Here is a 15,256-nt window from a genome sequence, read left to right on the forward strand (position 1 = left end):
TTATGCGAATTATTCGCAATGTCAATTATATTGCGAATGGTTCGCAATCGCATCTTCGCGATTGCCGCCGCTTTGGGCAGTGCCGCGCGGCGCGGGGTCGAGGCGCGCAAGCCCCCTATCGCGGTGCGATATTCCCCGCTACACAAAACCCAAAGCGAGGGGCAGGACCGGAAATGCGCGCGCCAGATCCGAAAACGTCACAGGATTTCACCGTGATGGCCATCGGCCAGGCGGGCCGCTTGCAATACGAGGCGATCCTGCTGGCAGGCTCCCTGCGCCTGACCAACCCCGGTTTTTCCGGCAGGCTTGTCATCTGCGAACCGCAGCCCGGCCCGCTGTGGCGGAGCGATCCGAGGATGAGCGACGAGGCGCGCGCGCTGCTGCAATCGCTCGGGGCCACCATCCTGCCGTTCGACTCGCAGGTCTTCGGGCAAGATTACCCCTATGGCAACAAGATCGAGGCGCTGGCCGCCCTGCCCGACGCGCCTTTCCTCTTTCTCGACACCGATACCTTGATCCTTGGCGATCTGGGCAGCCTTGCACTCGACTTCAGACGCCCCTCGGCCAGCATGCGCCGCGAAGGCACCTGGCCGCAGATTGAGCTTTACGGTCCGGGCTATACCGCGATCTGGAAGTCGCTTTATGACCGCTTCGGGCTCGACTTTGCCGCCTCGCTCGATCTGGACCAGCCCGATGAATACTGGCAGCGCTATCTTTACTTCAACGCGGGCTGGTTCTTTCATGAAAGCCCCCGCCGCTTCGGCGCGCGCTTCCTGTCCTATGCCAGATCCATCCTCAACGACCGCCCCCCGGAACTCGTGCTGCAATCGCTGGACCCTTGGCTGGATCAGGTGGCGCTGCCGCTGGTGATCCATTCCTTCGGCGGCGGGCGGCCGGGACCGGGACTTGCGGGACTCGATGGCGCGGTGACATGCCATTACCGCAGCCTGCCGCTGCTCTATGCGCGCGAAAGCGACCGCGCGGTCGAGGTGCTGGAGGCGGTCGCCAAGGACCAGCCGCTGCGCCGCCTGCTGCGCGACCATGCGCCGGTCAAGGCGATGGTCTACCAGAATCAGGGCCGCCGCGCCCGCGCCCTGTTTGACCGCGACGCCTTGCCCCGGCGCGAGCAGGTGATCCGCAACACGCTCAAGCGCGAAGGGCTCTGGCTGCGCTGATCCCTTGCAATTGCTGCTTTTGAAATACTCCCGCCGGAGGCTCCTGCGGCCGCCGCCGGACGCTCCGCGGGGAGTATTTCAAAAGCAGCAATGCAGGCGTCCGATCCCGACGATTCCGGACAGAGCAGCGGTTGATGGTTGCCGCGAACCCCGATAGCGTTCCGCAGGAACCATCAAGGGGGGACACCAGATGAGCGACACACCCGGCTACGGATTTGACACCTTGGCCATTCACGCGGGGGCCGAGCCTGACCCCGCGACAGGCGCGCGGCAGGTGCCGATCTACCAGACCACCGCCTATGTATTCCGCGATGCGGATCACGCGGCGAAATTGTTCAACCTGCAGGAAGTGGGCTACATCTATTCGCGCCTGACCAACCCGACCGTGTCGGCGCTGGCGAACCGTGTTTGCGCGCTGGAAGGCGGCGCGGGGGCGATCTGCTGCTCTTCGGGGCATGCGGCGCAGATCATGGCGCTGTTTCCGCTGATGGGACCGGGGCTGAACATCATCGCCTCGACCCGGCTCTATGGCGGGACGATGACGCAGTTCAGCCAGACCATCAAACGCTTTGGCTGGTCGGCGAAATTTGTCGATTTCGACGATCTGGCGGCGGTGGAGGCGGCGGTGGATGACAACACCCGCGCGATCTTCTGCGAGACCATCGCCAACCCCGGCGGCTATATCACCGATCTGGATGCCATCGCCGCGATTGCGGACAAGGTGGGATTGCCGCTGATCGTGGATAACACCACCGCCACGCCCTATCTGTGCAAGCCGATCGAGCACGGGGCGACGCTGGTCGTGCATTCGGCCACCAAGTACCTGACCGGCAACGGCACCGTCACCGGCGGTATCGTGGTTGATTCGGGCAAGTTCGACTGGTCGGCCAGCGGCAAGTTCCCGTCCCTGTCGGAGCCGGAGCCTGCCTATCACGGGCTCGCCTTCCATCCGGCGCTGGGGTCGATGGCCTTTACCTTCCATTCCATCGCGGTGGGCCTGCGCGATCTGGGCATGACGATGAACCCGCAGGGCGCGCATTACACGCTGATGGGAATCGAGACCCTGTCCTTGCGGATGCAGCGCCATGTGGAAAACGCGCTGGCGGTGGCCAAGTGGCTGGAGGCGGACCCGCGGGTCGAGATGGTGACTTATGCCGGGCTGGAGAGCAGCCCCTATGCGGACCGCATCGGGCGCATATGCCCCAAGGGCGCGGGCGCGCTGTTCACCTTTGCGCTCAAGGGTGGCTATGACGCCTGCGTCAAGCTGATCGACAATCTGAAGCTGTTCAGCCATGTCGCCAACCTTGGCGACACGCGCAGCCTGATCATCCACCCTGCCTCGACCACGCACCGGCAATTGCCCGAGGCGCAGCAGATCAAGGCCGGAGCCGCGCCGAATGTGGTGCGTGTCTCGATCGGGATCGAGGATCTGGCCGATATCATCGCCGACCTCGATCAGGCGATGGACAAGGCGACTGCCTGAGTGTCACAGCCGATCTGCCGGGCGCACCGCGCGGCGCGCCCGGCAGAAGGGAGCCGACCTTACTGGTTGATTTCAAACACGATCGTCACGCTGGCACTGGTGGCCACCTCTCCCGCGGCCACCGGCACCGCGCCGACCGCTTCGGCGGATTGGCGGAACATAGGCTGCGGCACCGAATAGCCGCCGCCCTCGCTGATCGACACGATCCGGCCCAGTTTGGCGCCTGCCGCCTCGACCAGCAGGGTGGCACGGGCGCGGGCATCTTCCACGGCGGCCTTGCGGGCGGCATCCATCGCGGGGCGCGGCTCGGACAGGCCGAAGCTGAGCCCGTTGAGCGTATTGGCCCCGTCCTGGATCGCGGCATCGAGGACAGCGCCGAGGCCGTCCAGATCGCGGATGCGCACGGTCAACTGGTTCGAGGCGGTGTAACCGTCGATCCGCTGGCGGGTGCCGTTGTCATAGCCCGTCCAGTTCGGATTGATCGACAGATTGGTTGTCTGCATGTCGCGGTCGGCGATTCCCGCCGCCTTGAGCCGGGCCATGACCGCGTCGAGCGACGCGGTATTGGCTGCCATCGCGGCGGCGGCGGTGTCGCCCATCGTGGTCACGCCGAGCGAGAGGGTTGCGATGTCGGGGACGCCGTCCACCACGCCTTCGCCGGTGACGGTGATCTGCGGCAGGCTGGGGCCGGACTGGGCAAGGGCCGGGGTGAGGACGGTGGCCGACAAGAGCGAGGCGATCAGGGCAGCGTGCAGGATGCGCATGGAGGTTCTCCGTTTGGTGCGATCAGGTTTCCGAAGTTGAAACGCAGCCCGCAAGCCGATCCTTGGTGCATCACGGGGCTTTTTCTTTTCTTCGGCGGAAAGCTGCTGTAGGAAAGATTTAGCCCGCAAGGAACGGTTCCCGCACCTTGTTTTCTCATGCTAGATGCCGGACATGAAACCGAGTTTTGCCCTTAACCTGACCGAAGACGGCGTCACGCTCCTGCACCGGACGTCACGGGGTTGGATGGATGTCGGAAGCGTCGCCTTTGCCGATCCGGACTTGGCGGCGGGCCTCGAATATCTGCGGTCGACCGCGCTTGGCCTCTCGCCCACCGGGGTGACGACCAAGCTGATCATTCCCGAGTCGCAGATCCTGTATTTGCAGATCGACGCCGTGGGGCCGGATGATGACAGCCGCCGCGCCCAGATCGAGGCGGCGCTGGACGGGCGCACACCCTATGCGCTGGACGAATTGGTGTATGACTGGTCGGGCAGCGGGGCGACGGTGACGGTGGCCGTTGTCGCGCGCGAGACTTTGGCCGAGGCCGAGGCCTTTGCGACCGAGCACCGGTTCAACCCGGTGTCCTTCGTGGCAGCGCCCGAGCGGGGATTTGACAAGGAACCGTTCTTCGGCACCGCATCGCGGGCGGCAGAAAGCCTTGAGCCGGGCGAGACGGTGGAAGCCGACCCGCAGCCGGTGACCATCCTCGCCCGCGAGGTGCCGCGCGTGGCAGAGCCCGCGCCCGCCGAGGTCGGAGAAGTCGAGGGCGCGGCGGCCGAGCCGGAGGCCGTTGTCGAGGACGGGCCGGAGGCCGTGACTGCAGCGGCGGACGTGGACGTGCCTGTTGCGGAGCCGCAAGCAGAGGCAGAGCCGGTTGTGGCGGAGCAGGATGCGCCCGCGCCGGAGCGTCCGGTGCCTGCGGCCTTCCGTCCGGGGGCCGCCGCATCGCCCGAAGTGCCCAAAGCGCCGGTTCCCGCGCCGCCCGAGGCCGTCGAGCCGGAGCCTGTGGTGCCAGAGCCTGTGCTGCCCGAGCCTGTCGTTGCGGTCCCGGTCATTGCCCCGCCCGTGGTTGCTTCTCCCCCGCGGCCCGAGCCGATTTTGCCGGAACCTGTGCCTCCTGAACCTGTGGCACCCGCCGAGCGTCCCGGTCTGGCAGAGCCGGAGCGGCCGGTTTGGTCGGCCGAAGCGGCCAAAGACCCTGCGGCCAGCGCCGCCGCGTCCGTCGATGCGCCCCGCGCACCCGCAGCCGCGGCTGACTCGGCAAGCCCTGTGATTGCCGCCGCCAAGTCCCGCGCCAAACCGTCCTTCGTCGACGAGAGCGAAGCCCCGATGGCGGTGGATGTCTCGCCCGAAGACGGGGACGCGCCACGGTCTGGCCCGCGCGTTGGCGCTGCGGCGGCGGCGGTGACCGATGAGGATGACGACCTGCCCCCACCGATATCCTCGGCGGCGCTGCGCGCGTTTTCCACGCGGCGGGCTGCCGAAGGAGCACCGCGCCCGCTGGGCGGAGCCGAGCCGCGCGCCGGACGCCCCGACCCTGCGGCTGCGCCGCGCCCTGCCCCGCCGGTTGCCGCGCGTCCCGCAGGCGCAAAGCCGGTGGTGGAGCGGCCAGCGGGGGCCAAGCCTGCCCCCAAGTTCAGCTATGATGATCCGCTGCCGACACCGCCACCGCGCCTGCCCGGCGATCCGCCGACGCCGCCCGCGAGTGTGATGGGCAAGGCGGGCAAGAGCCTGCGCAGCCTTGGCACCCTGGTGACGGCCCAGAGCATTCCCGGCACCCGCAAGAAAAAGCCCGGCCCAGCCGCAAGCCCTGCAGCGCCTGTCGGTGTGAAACCGGGGGTCGCCGCCTCGACCCTGGCTCCGATCACCACGCTGGCCGCGCCGCTGGACAGCGCAAGCGCCAAGGCGAGCGTTGCCGCTGCGGCGCAATCGCTGACGCGGCAGAAGACGCCTGCCCCCGATGCAATTGGGCGCGGCCTGAGTGCGCGCACCATGCCGCGGCGGGGCAAGCCGAGGTATCTGGGGCTGATCCTGACGGGCGTGCTGCTGTTGCTGCTGGCTCTGGTTGCGGCCTGGTCATCCTTCTATCTGACGCGCGCCGACGATCCGGCCCCCGAGGTCGAAATTGCCGGATTTGATCCGACCGGCGCGGCGGAGGCGCTGGCCGACGGGCAGTTGCTGGAGGGCGAGGAGGATGGCTATTCGCTGCTGGCCGAGCCGGATGATCTGCCGGTAAATGTCGATCTGGCCGATCTGGCCCCCGCGCCTGCCGCCCCTCTGGCAGAGCCGGAGCCGGAGGTTGCCGCGCTGCCCGAAGCGGCCGCGCCCGCCGTTGCCGAACCGGCGCCGCAAACCGGCGTGCAGGATGTCGCCGCCGCCGAGATACGGCCGGAAGCCGCCGAGCAGGACGAGATTTTTCTGGCCGGCATGGATGTTCCGCCCTCTCTGAGCGATCCGCTGGCGCTTCCCGCCCCTGCCGCGCGGGGCGATCTGCCGCCCGCCGCGCAGATGCCGCCGCCCCCTTTCGGCACCGTCTACCAATTTGATGCCGAAGGCCGCATTGTGCCGACGCCACAAGGTATCATGACGCCGGAAGGCGTGATGCTGATCGCAGGCAAGCCGGCACGGCTGCCGCCGGTGCGCCCTGCCGCGATCGAGGCGGCGGCGGCGGCGCTTGCCGCGCCGGTGGCCGCTGCGGCAGAGCCGGCCCCTGCCGCAGCGCCGGAGCTTGCCGCCAGCGCGGGGACAGACCCGCTGCCCGCCGAGACCTATGCCGCCGATCCGGCGCTGTCCGATGCGCGTCCGCGTGTGCGTCCTGCGGGTCTCGCCCCCGCCGCGCCGGCGACAGATGCAGCGACCGCCGGAACCGATGACGATGCCTCGCTCGCCCCCGCAGAGGACAGCCGTTTTGCCAGCCTGCGCCCGCGTTTGCGTCCGCAGGCGATTCTGGCCGCCGGAGAGGCCGCGCGCAAAGCCTCGGAAGCGGCATCGCTGGCAGTGCAGGCGGCGGTGGCCGAAGCAGTGGTGGCCGAGGATGCGAGCCTGAGCCCGATGGCGGTTTCGGTGTCGCGCGTCCCCGCCCCGCGCCCCCGCGATCTGAGCCGCGCGGTAGAGGCTGCGGTGGCCGCCGCCACCCGCCGCGCCGAGCCGGAGGTGGTCGCGGCCGCCCCTGCCGCACGCGCCCCCGCCCCACCTGCCCAGATCGAGGCGGATGAGGCCGAGGACGAGCCGGAAGTGGTGGCCCGTTCCAACGCGCCGCGCATTCCGACCACCGCCAATGTGGCCAAGCAAGCGACCTTTGTGAATGCGATCAATCTGGGCCGGCTGAACCTGATCGGCGTCTATGGCACGCAGTCCAAGCGCTATGCGTTGGTGCGCCAGCCGAATGGCCGTTACCGCAAGGTGCAGGTCGGAGACAATATCGACGGAGGCCGCGTGCAGGCGATCACCGCATCGGAAGTGCGCTATCAGAAGGGCGGGCGGATGCTTGCCCTGACCATGCCTGCGGGCTGACGGGGGTCTGGTGGCAACGGGCCGCCGCGGGGCGGCCCTTTTTCATGGCAGGGCAAGGTGGTGAAGGGGCCTGTCAGGCCCCGCTGACCCCGGCTTCGGCAAAGGTGGCCATGCCGGAATGGCAGGCGATGGCCCCCTGCACCACCCCCAGCGCCAGCGCCGCGCCCGAGCCTTCGCCAAGGCGCAGGCCCAAGGCCAGCAACGGGTCTTTGCCCAAGGCGGCCAGTAGGCGACCATGGCCCGCCTCGGCGCTGACATGGCCTGCTATGCAATGGTCGAGCGCGCCTTCATGCAGCCGTTGCAGCACAAGCGCCGCCGCGCAGCAGATAAACCCGTCGAGCACCACGGCGACCCGTTCCATCCGCGCGCGGGCGATGGCCCCTGTCATGGCCGCGATCTCGCGCCCGCCAAGGCGGCGCAGCACCTCCAGCGGATCGTGGAGCGCATCGGCATGGGCGACAAGACCCGCGCGCACCGTTTCGGCCTTGCGGGCGAGCCCGTGATCATCCACGCCCGTGCCGCGCCCGACCCAATCCTGCGCGTTGCCGCCAAGAAGCGCGGCGGCGATGGCGGCGGCAGAGGTGGTGTTGCCGATGCCCATTTCCCCTGTGACCAGCAGATCGGCCTCGGGGTCGACCGCGTTCCAGCCCGTGGCAAGGGCGGAAACCACCTCGGCCTCGGTCATTGCGGGGCCTTGGGTGAAGTCTGCCGTGGGTTGGTCAAGGTCGAGCGCATGAACGCCGAGCGATGCGCCGAACGTGCGGGACAGCTGGTTGATCGCCGCGCCGCCGTGGCGGAAATTGGCGACCATCTGGGCGGTGACCTGCGGCGGAAAGGCCGAGACCCCGCGGGCGGCGATGCCATGATTTGCGGCAAAAATCACCACTTGCGGCGCGCTGGCCTGCGGCTTTTCCCGCCCCTGCCAACCGGCAAGCCAGATCGCCAGATCCTCCAGTCGCCCCAAGGCCCCCGGCGGTTTGGTCAACTGCCCGTTGCGGGCCAGCGCCAGCCCTTGCGCGGCGCTGTCAGGCGCGGGGCACGTGGCCAGAAGGTGGCGAAAACTGTCGAGCGAGGTGAAAGGCACGGTCATTTCGGTTCCTGCGTTGCAAGCCATTCCCGGCTTGGCTACAGACCAAAGCAGGAAATGGCCAGCCGGGAACGAACGAGATGAGCGGCCCAGAGCAAAAGCCGGTGTGGATTTTGGCGGATGTGGCCTCGGCCTTTGGCCTGCTGACCCGCCTGCCCTTTCCGCAGACGCAGCACCACCGCGCGCAATCCTGTTGGGCTTGGCCGCTGGTGGGGCTAGTTCTGGGCGCGCTGGCGGCGGCAGCGGGATGGGCCGCACTGGCGCTGGAGCTGCCTGTCGGGGTGGCAGCGGCGCTGGTGCTGGCGGCCTCGGCCCTGATGACGGGCGCGCTGCACGAGGACGGGCTGGCCGACGCGGCGGACGGGCTGTTTGGTGGCTGGACCCGCGAGCGGCGGCTGGAGATCATGAAGGACAGCCACATCGGCAGCTATGGCACCTTGGCGCTGCTGCTCACGACGCTGGCGGCGTGGTCGGCGCTGGTCGCGCTGCTGCAAGCGGGGGCCTTTGCGGCGGTGGCGGCGGCGGCGGTGCTGTCGCGGGTGCCGATGGCGCTGATCATGGCGCTGATGGGCCATGCGCGCGCGGGCGGGCTTTCGCGGTCGGTCGGGCGGCCACCGCTGGCGGTGGCGCTGCTGACGGCGGGCCTTGCCCTGCTGATCGCCGCGCCGCTCGGCGCGCTGGCGGCAGCGATGGGCGCGGCGGTGGCGGTGGCGGGGCTGGCGGTTGCCTTGACGGCGCAGCGGCGGATCGGCGGACAGACGGGCGATATTCTGGGGGCAAGCCAGCAGATGGCGTGGCTGGCGGCGCTGACGGTCGCGGCGGGCTGGGTGACATGAAAAAACGGCGGCCCTTGCAGGCCGCCGTTCGGAAATCGGTCGCGGTTCCGGCGCGGATCAGGCCGCGCGGCTCACCAGCACATCATCCACGGTCTTTGCAGCCGATCCGGCGTCGATGCCGGAAACAGCCGCGACTTCCCGCGTCAGACGCTCCAGCGCGGCTTCGTAAAGCTGACGCTCGGAATAGGACTGTTCGCGCTGATCGTCGCTGCGGTGCAGGTCGCGCACCACTTCGGCAATCGCCATCAGGTCACCCGAATTGATCTTCTGTTCGTATTCCTGTGCGCGGCGCGACCACATCGCCCGCTTGACCTTGGCCTTGCCCTTCAGCGTATCAAGCGCCTTGGATACCACATCGGGCGCCGAGAGAGCGCGCATCCCGATTTCGGTGGCCTTGTGGGTGGGCACCCGCAGCGTCATCTTGTCCTTTTCGAAGGTGATGACGAACAGCTCCAGCTTGAACCCGGCGATTTCCTGCTCTTCGATGGACATGATCTTGCCCACGCCATGAGCGGGATATACGACGAATTCATTCGGGCGGAACTCGGGTCTTTTGGACTTGGTCATTCAGTCGCTTCCTAACAGCGGAGGCCCTCTGGCGACAAAAGAACCGCCCCGGCCTTGGCAGGCCCGGCGATGCGGCGCGTCGTGTCACAAGAAATTCCACCTCAGGCGAGCAGCTCTGAGCGGAGGTCAGGCGTCCATGGTTGTTTGTAACAGGTGTATATCACAAAAATCGCATGATTCCAACTGCCGCGACTCTGCCCTCGGGGGCAAAGTTACATTGATTTCATTGGATTTTTGTCAGCCTTGCCGATTCGGCATGGCGGATCTGACGAATCGGGCAGGATAAAGGCGTCAGCTGCCTTCGCCGGGGGCTTCCGAAAAATACTTCTCGCGCTTGCCCTTTTCGCCATCGCGTGCCTCGGCCTCGGGCAGAGGGTCTTTGCGGACGGTGATCACGGGCCACATTTCCGAATACTTGCGGTTGAACGCCACCCATTCGTCCATGTCGGGTTCGGTATCGGGGCGGATGGCATCGGCGGGGCATTCGGGTTCGCACACACCGCAGTCGATGCATTCATCGGGGTGAATGACCAGCATGTTCTCGCCTTCGTAGAAGCAGTCCACCGGACAGACTTCCACGCAATCGGTGTATTTGCAGGCGATGCAGTTATCAATCACCACATATGTCATCGGATCAGGCCCTTGGATTTGTCGGGTCAGTAGCTAGAGCAAGCCGCCGGATCATTCAAGCGCCTCCGGCGTCGCATTCGGGTCAAGGTCCAGATAAAGCTGCTGCGCCTCGGTCGCGGGGCCACGGCGCAGGCCAAGCGCTTGCACCTTGATGACCCTGATCTGTTTGCCTTGCGCGAAGGTGAGCACATCCCCCACCCCGACGCTGTAGCCGGGCTTGAGCGTCCGCTGCCCGTTCACCCGGCAATGGCCCCCTTCGATCACCTCGGCGCAGAGGCTGCGCGATTTGAAGAACCGCGCCTGCCAAAGCCATTTGTCCAGCCGCAAACGCGGCTGGACTCCGGGCGCGGGTTTCGCCCCCGGCCCGGCCAAGTGTCAGACCTTGCCCTTCAGCGCGAGCAGCGCGGCAAAGGGATTGTCGGGGTCGATCGGCTTGTCGGCGCGCTGGGGGCGGGCCTCGAACTGACGCGGCTTGTTGGCATCGTTGCGGTCGGGACGGTCGCCCTTCCCCTTGCCACGATCGCCCTTGCTGCGGTCACCCTTGCCGTGATCGCCTTTTGCGTGCTGCGGCTTGCCTTCCCCTTGCGGACGCTCGCGCCGTTCGCCCTGCGGACGTTCCCCGCGGGGTTTGTCGCCAGCGGGGCGATCACCTTGCGGACGCTCGCCTTGGGGGCGCTCCCCGCGTGGCCGGTCGCCCTGCGGACGGTCGCGCCGTTCGCCTTGCGGACGCGGGCCGCGTTCGGGGCGCGCGTTGCGCGGCTTGGGTGCCCAGGTGAAGGTGTAGAACGACTCCATCTCGGGCGCGGCGGCCTCGGCGGCCGGCTCTTCCGGCACCGGTGCAAGGATCGACACCTCTTCGGGGATCGGGTTTTGCGGCTGGTCGGGGTCTACCGCAGGCACGGCGGCCACGGGTTCGGCGGCCTTGACCTTCGGACGTTCGGCCTTTTCGCCCTTGTAGCCAAGACCGGCCATCAGATCGGCGAACTGGTCCAGCGTCATGCCGGTGATCGACAGCATGTCGGGGGTCGCTTCAAACCCGGCGCGGCTGTCTTTCTGGCGCAGGATATCGGCCAGACGTTCCAGCATGTCGATGCGGATCGCACGGCTGCCTGCCGGATGATAACCGGCCAGCGTGTAATGCGACTTCGGCACCTCGGCCACGTTCGGAATGGTGACCAGACCGGGCGGCGGGCTTTCGGGAAACTCGTCAAGGCCGTTCCACAGCGACCAGAGCACCAGCCGCAGACGGGTGGGCGCGGGTTTCAGAAGAAGCGGCAGGAAGATGGTGAACTGGCCAAAGCGCACGCCATGCTTGCGCAAGGCACCCCGCGATTCCTGATCGAGTTCCTTGACGTCATTGGCCACGATATCACGCGGCAGCACGCCCAGACCCTCGACCAGCCGGAAGGCAAAACCGCGCGCAAGCCCGGTCAGCGTCTCGTCGCGGCTCATCGCGGCCAGCGGCTCGAACTGCGCTGCAACCTTGCGGTCGATGAAATGTTGCAGGCGGCGGCGCACCTTTTCGGCCACTTCCGGCCCAGCCTCGTCATCGACGAAGGCCTCGACCGACGGGCGCAGCGCCTCGGCCCCCTTCACCAGTTTGCCCACCGCGGTGGTGCCCCACATCAGGCCCCCCTGCTCGGTGAAATCCATCTCGGTATCGGGGGCGTTGTAGAAGCGATCCGCCCGCAGATGGAATTCCGGCTTGAGCGCCTGAACGGCGGCCTGCGCCATCACCTTTGCCTCGTCGGGCGAGGTGCTGGCATCCTGCCGGAACCGGAATCCCTCCAGACGGCCGACGAATTCGCCTTCGACCGTCACTTCGCCTTTGTCATTCACCTCGGCCACGAGGGTCTCCTTCTGCTTCAACCGGCGAAGCAGCACACTTGTCCGCCGGTCTACAAATCTTTGAGTCAGTCGTGCGTGCAACGCATCTGACAGACGGTCTTCTACAGCGCGCGTTTCGTCGCGCCAATGGCTTTCGTCATCCACCCAGCCTTTGCGCTGCGCAATATAGGTCCAGGTGCGAATATACGCCAACCGCTTGGAAATGGCATCAATATCGCCATCGGTGCGGTCGATGCGGGAAACGGCCTTGCCGATCCAGTCGGAAGGCACCCTGCCCCCGCCCAGACCCCGCCCGCAGAGGAATTCGAAAATCCTCGCCAGCAGACCGGCATGATCGGCCGCCGAGGCGCCGCGAAAATCGGGGATGCGGCAGACATCCCACAAAAGCTGGACCCGCTTGGGGCCGGTCAGCCGCTCGCGCACTTCGGCCAGTTCGACCAGCGATTTGAGCGCGAGCACATCGTCAGCATCGCGCGCGCGGGTGAGCCATTCATTCGAAGTCGGCTCTTCAAGGCTGCGGATCAGGCGGTCGGCATTGCCGAAATCGAGCGCATGGTTGCGCCACATCAGTTTGCGCACGGGGGCGAACTGGTGGTTTTCGATCGCCTCGATGATCTCTTCGTCAAAGGGCCGCGCCTCTCCGGTGACGCCGAAGGTGCCGTTTTCGGTGTGGCGGCCTGCCCGCCCCGCGATCTGCGCCAATTCCTGCGGGTAGAGGCCCCGCATCCGGCGGCCGTCGAACTTGGCGGTGGCGGAAAAGGCGATGTGCTTGATATCAAGGTTGAGGCCCATGCCGATGGCATCGGTGGCCACCAGATAATCGACATCGCCATTCTGGTAAAGCGCCACCTGCGCATTGCGGGTGCGCGGGGAAAGCGCGCCCATCACCACCGCGCAGCCGCCTTTCTGGCGGCGGATCAGTTCGGCGATGGCATAGACGTTTTCAACCGAAAACCCCACGATCGCACTGCGCGGAGGCATGCGGCTTATCTTTTTCGAACCTGTATAGGTCAATTCGCTGAAACGCTCGCGTTTCAGGAAGGTCACGCCCGGCACCAGCCCCGCAATCGCCGGACGCATGGTTTCGGCCCCCATGAACAGCGTTTCATGCAGGCCGCGCGCCCGCAGCAGGCGGTCGGTGAACACATGGCCGCGGTCAGGGTCGGCGCAAAGCTGGATCTCGTCGATGGCGACGAAATCGGCCCCGATCTCGAGCGGCATCGCCTCGACCGTGCAAACCCAATACTGGGTACGCTCCGGCACGATACGCTCTTCGCCCGTCACCAGAGCCACCACCGAAGGGCCGCGCAGAGCCACGATCCGGTCATAGACCTCGCGTGCAAGCAGGCGCAGAGGAAGCCCGATCACGCCGGTGCGATGCCCCAGCATCCGGTCGATGGCATAATGCGTCTTGCCGGTGTTGGTCGGCCCGAGGACCGCCGTGATCCGGCCCGTGGTCGCGCCCATCCTGTGCCTTTGCCCTGCCCTTAGAGTTCGGTGCCAGCGACCTGTGCTTCCAGACGCCGCGCCTTTTCTGATACGCCGCGCAGATGGGGATGTATAGCCAAAGCAGCGCGATAAACCTCGAGCGCCTTGCGTGGATTGTTCAGCTCTTCATAAATCGCGCCGAGACCCGCCAGCGCCCCGAAATGGCGCGGATTGAGCACAAGGGCGCGGGCGATATCCGACACCGAGGGGCCAAGCTGGCGCGCCTGATAATAGGCGGTGGCCCGCGCGTTCCAGCCTTCGGCGAAATCGGGGGCGTGATCTGTCAGCGCGGTCAGATGCTCTATCGCTTCGGCGGTGCGGCCTGCGGCCATCGCATCGCGCCCGCGCTGCAACAGAAGATCCATCGCCGGAGAGCCGCTCTTGGACCATTCGTTCCAGATCTCGCGCTCCAGCCGGCTGGCGGCGCGCGGATCGGCCGATTTCAGCCGGTCGAACAAATCGTCCAAAGGTTCATCGGCATGCGCATTTGCTGCCAGTATAAAAACTGACAAAAGTGCCGCAACGATAGGATTGAGAAACCGCCGATGAACTTTCATATGATGATGGTAGCGTATTGACGCAGAAAAACCATATGCAAGCCGTCACAAGGCAGAGAGGAATCCTTCATGAGCGATGTGGTAACCGAGGCTGTTCAGGTGTTGTCGAAAAAGCTGTCCGGCGGCTTTGACGGGGTGGCCAAGTTCGTGATCGAGGGCGAGGGCGCGATCATGCTTGACGCTGACGGCGTGCGCGCGGGCGATGATCCGGCCGATGTCACGATGACCGCCAGCGCCGAGGTGTTCAAACGCATCCTCGATGGTGACATGAACCCGACGATGGCCTTCATGCAGGGCAAGCTGGCGGTGGATGGCAGCATGGGCATGGCGATGAAACTGGGCTCGTTCCTGGGGTGACACAGCCGCTTTTTCCCGCCGCGCCGCTTTACGCGGACCTTGCGCTCGGCCCTGACGGGGGGGCGGCCTATTGGCTGACCACGGTCGACGGGGTGCGCATCCGTGCCGGAGTCTGGCCGGTGGGGGAAAAGGGCACGGTGCTGCTCTTTCCGGGGCGCACCGAATATGTGGAAAAATATGGCATGGGGGCCGCCGATCTGGCCGCGCGCGGCTATGCGACGGTGGTGGTCGACTGGCGTGGGCAGGGTCTGGCTGACAGGTTGCTGCCGGACCGGATGCTGGGGCATGTCGGGCAATTCCACGACTACCAGCTGGATGTGCAGGCGGTCCTTGACATGGCCCGGCGGCTCGGCCTGCCCGAACCCTATTACCTGATGTCCCATTCCATGGGCGGCGCGATTGCCCTGCGTGCGCTGATGCATGGCCTGCCCGTCAAGGCGGCGGTGTTCTCGGCCCCGATGTGGGGCATCGCGATGGCGGCGTGGATGCGCCCCTTTGCACAGCCGATCGCCCAGATTTCGGGTCTGCTCGGGCTGTCGCACCGTCTTGCCCCAAGCACCAGCAACAAGAATTACATTCTGGACGTCGGCTTTGGCGGCAATGTTCTGACCACCGATCCCGAGATGTGGCGTTACATGAAGCGCCAGATGACGGAACGGCCCGAACTTGCGCTGGGGGGGCCAAGTCTGGCCTGGGTTTACACAGCCCTGATGGAATGCCGCGATCTGTCGCTGGCGCCGTCGCCGGATTATCCGGCGCTGACCGTGCTGGGAAGCGCGGAGAAGGTGGTCGATGTGGCCCCGATCCACCTGCGCATGGCCCGCTGGCGCAACGGGCGCCTGGACATGTATCACGGCGCCGAGCACGAGGTCCCGATGGAGGCTCTTGCCCATCGCACCCGCTTTTATGACGACGCGGCGGCGCTGTTCGACGCCCACCGCTAAGGCGCG

At 66.6% G+C, this 15,256-nt stretch carries 13 protein-coding genes; 6 read left to right on the forward strand and 7 right to left on the reverse strand.

The window, feature by feature from the left end; translation table 11 throughout:
• The first annotated feature begins 173 nt into the window (after positions 1-173).
• Both G3572_RS14175 and G3572_RS14180 read left to right on the forward strand, forming a co-directional pair.
• Entirely contained in the window at positions 174-1,175 is a 1,002-nt protein-coding gene (locus G3572_RS14175) for a GT-B fold glycosyltransferase domain-containing protein (protein ID WP_164612993.1), read from the forward strand.
• 190 nt (positions 1,176-1,365) lie between these two features.
• Positions 1,366-2,658: an O-acetylhomoserine aminocarboxypropyltransferase/cysteine synthase family protein gene (locus tag G3572_RS14180; protein ID WP_164612995.1), complete on the forward strand. Its 1,293-nt coding sequence runs from the start codon at positions 1,366-1,368 to the stop codon at positions 2,656-2,658.
• Between the two features lie 59 nt (positions 2,659-2,717).
• Here the strand turns inward: G3572_RS14180 and G3572_RS14185 are convergent, their stop codons facing one another.
• Positions 2,718-3,422, reverse strand: coding sequence for an SIMPL domain-containing protein (locus tag G3572_RS14185; RefSeq protein ID WP_164612997.1), 705 nt, complete (start codon positions 3,420-3,422; stop codon positions 2,718-2,720).
• 172 nt (positions 3,423-3,594) lie between these two features.
• Between G3572_RS14185 and G3572_RS14190 the strand changes: the two genes are divergently transcribed.
• Positions 3,595-6,936: a hypothetical protein gene (locus G3572_RS14190; protein WP_164612999.1), complete on the forward strand. Its 3,342-nt coding sequence runs from the start codon at positions 3,595-3,597 to the stop codon at positions 6,934-6,936.
• Between the two features lie 73 nt (positions 6,937-7,009).
• Here the strand turns inward: G3572_RS14190 and cobT are convergent, their stop codons facing one another.
• Positions 7,010-8,026: a nicotinate-nucleotide--dimethylbenzimidazole phosphoribosyltransferase gene (gene cobT / locus G3572_RS14195; protein WP_164613001.1), complete on the reverse strand. Its 1,017-nt coding sequence runs from the start codon at positions 8,024-8,026 to the stop codon at positions 7,010-7,012.
• 77 nt (positions 8,027-8,103) lie between these two features.
• On the opposite strand from cobT, the gene cobS reads away from it, so the two are divergent.
• On the forward strand, positions 8,104-8,859 hold the full coding sequence (gene cobS, locus G3572_RS14200) for an adenosylcobinamide-GDP ribazoletransferase (protein ID WP_164613002.1): 756 nt from the start codon (positions 8,104-8,106) through the stop codon (positions 8,857-8,859).
• A gap of 57 nt (positions 8,860-8,916) precedes the next feature.
• On the opposite strand, the gene G3572_RS14205 is transcribed toward cobS, so the two are convergent.
• The 5 genes from G3572_RS14205 to G3572_RS14225 form a co-directional block, all read right to left on the reverse strand.
• Positions 8,917-9,426: a CarD family transcriptional regulator gene (locus tag G3572_RS14205; protein ID WP_103334578.1), complete on the reverse strand. Its 510-nt coding sequence runs from the start codon at positions 9,424-9,426 to the stop codon at positions 8,917-8,919.
• Positions 9,427-9,717: 291 nt separating this feature from the next.
• Positions 9,718-10,056 carry a ferredoxin FdxA gene (fdxA, locus tag G3572_RS14210; RefSeq protein WP_164613003.1) on the reverse strand — a complete coding sequence of 113 codons (339 nt, stop codon included), beginning with the start codon at positions 10,054-10,056 and terminating at the stop codon, positions 9,718-9,720.
• Between the two features lie 51 nt (positions 10,057-10,107).
• Positions 10,108-10,428: an RNA-binding S4 domain-containing protein gene (locus G3572_RS14215; protein ID WP_354004038.1), complete on the reverse strand. Its 321-nt coding sequence runs from the start codon at positions 10,426-10,428 to the stop codon at positions 10,108-10,110.
• Between the two features lie 3 nt (positions 10,429-10,431).
• Entirely contained in the window at positions 10,432-13,371 is a 2,940-nt protein-coding gene (locus G3572_RS14220; protein WP_240335556.1) for a helicase-related protein, read from the reverse strand.
• A 20-nt stretch (positions 13,372-13,391) separates the two neighbouring features.
• Positions 13,392-13,949 (reverse strand): tetratricopeptide repeat protein, encoded by a 558-nt coding sequence (locus G3572_RS14225; protein ID WP_164613004.1) that lies wholly within the window; start codon positions 13,947-13,949, stop codon positions 13,392-13,394.
• A 69-nt stretch (positions 13,950-14,018) separates the two neighbouring features.
• On the opposite strand from G3572_RS14225, the gene G3572_RS14230 reads away from it, so the two are divergent.
• A complete protein-coding gene (locus G3572_RS14230) occupies positions 14,019-14,306 on the forward strand; it encodes an SCP2 sterol-binding domain-containing protein (RefSeq protein WP_164613005.1) in 288 nt (95 codons plus the stop codon).
• On the forward strand, positions 14,303-15,250 hold the full coding sequence (locus G3572_RS14235; RefSeq protein WP_164613006.1) for an alpha/beta fold hydrolase: 948 nt from the start codon (positions 14,303-14,305) through the stop codon (positions 15,248-15,250). The genes G3572_RS14230 and G3572_RS14235 overlap by 4 nt, the downstream gene beginning before the upstream one ends.
• Positions 15,251-15,256: the final 6 nt, after the last annotated feature.

It is taken from the genome of Pseudotabrizicola algicola (assembly GCF_010915705.1).
GTDB lineage: Bacteria > Pseudomonadota > Alphaproteobacteria > Rhodobacterales > Rhodobacteraceae > Pseudotabrizicola > Pseudotabrizicola algicola.

Excerpts from the sequence above, each read along its gene's own strand:
- G3572_RS14175 (WP_164612993.1), top strand. The coding sequence starts at position 174 with ATGCGCGCGCCAGATCCGAAAACGTCACAGGATTTCACCGTGATGGCC.
- G3572_RS14180 (WP_164612995.1), top strand. The coding sequence starts at position 1,366 with ATGAGCGACACACCCGGCTACGGATTTGACACCTTGGCCATTCACGCG.
- G3572_RS14185 (WP_164612997.1), bottom strand. The coding sequence starts at position 3,422 with ATGCGCATCCTGCACGCTGCCCTGATCGCCTCGCTCTTGTCGGCCACC.
- G3572_RS14190 (WP_164612999.1), top strand. The coding sequence starts at position 3,595 with ATGAAACCGAGTTTTGCCCTTAACCTGACCGAAGACGGCGTCACGCTC.
- cobT (WP_164613001.1), bottom strand. The coding sequence starts at position 8,026 with ATGACCGTGCCTTTCACCTCGCTCGACAGTTTTCGCCACCTTCTGGCC.
- cobS (WP_164613002.1), top strand. The coding sequence starts at position 8,104 with ATGAGCGGCCCAGAGCAAAAGCCGGTGTGGATTTTGGCGGATGTGGCC.
- G3572_RS14205 (WP_103334578.1), bottom strand. The coding sequence starts at position 9,426 with ATGACCAAGTCCAAAAGACCCGAGTTCCGCCCGAATGAATTCGTCGTA.
- fdxA (WP_164613003.1), bottom strand. The coding sequence starts at position 10,056 with ATGACATATGTGGTGATTGATAACTGCATCGCCTGCAAATACACCGAT.
- G3572_RS14220 (WP_240335556.1), bottom strand. The coding sequence starts at position 13,371 with ATGGGCGCGACCACGGGCCGGATCACGGCGGTCCTCGGGCCGACCAAC.
- G3572_RS14225 (WP_164613004.1), bottom strand. The coding sequence starts at position 13,949 with ATGAAAGTTCATCGGCGGTTTCTCAATCCTATCGTTGCGGCACTTTTG.
- G3572_RS14230 (WP_164613005.1), top strand. The coding sequence starts at position 14,019 with ATGAGCGATGTGGTAACCGAGGCTGTTCAGGTGTTGTCGAAAAAGCTG.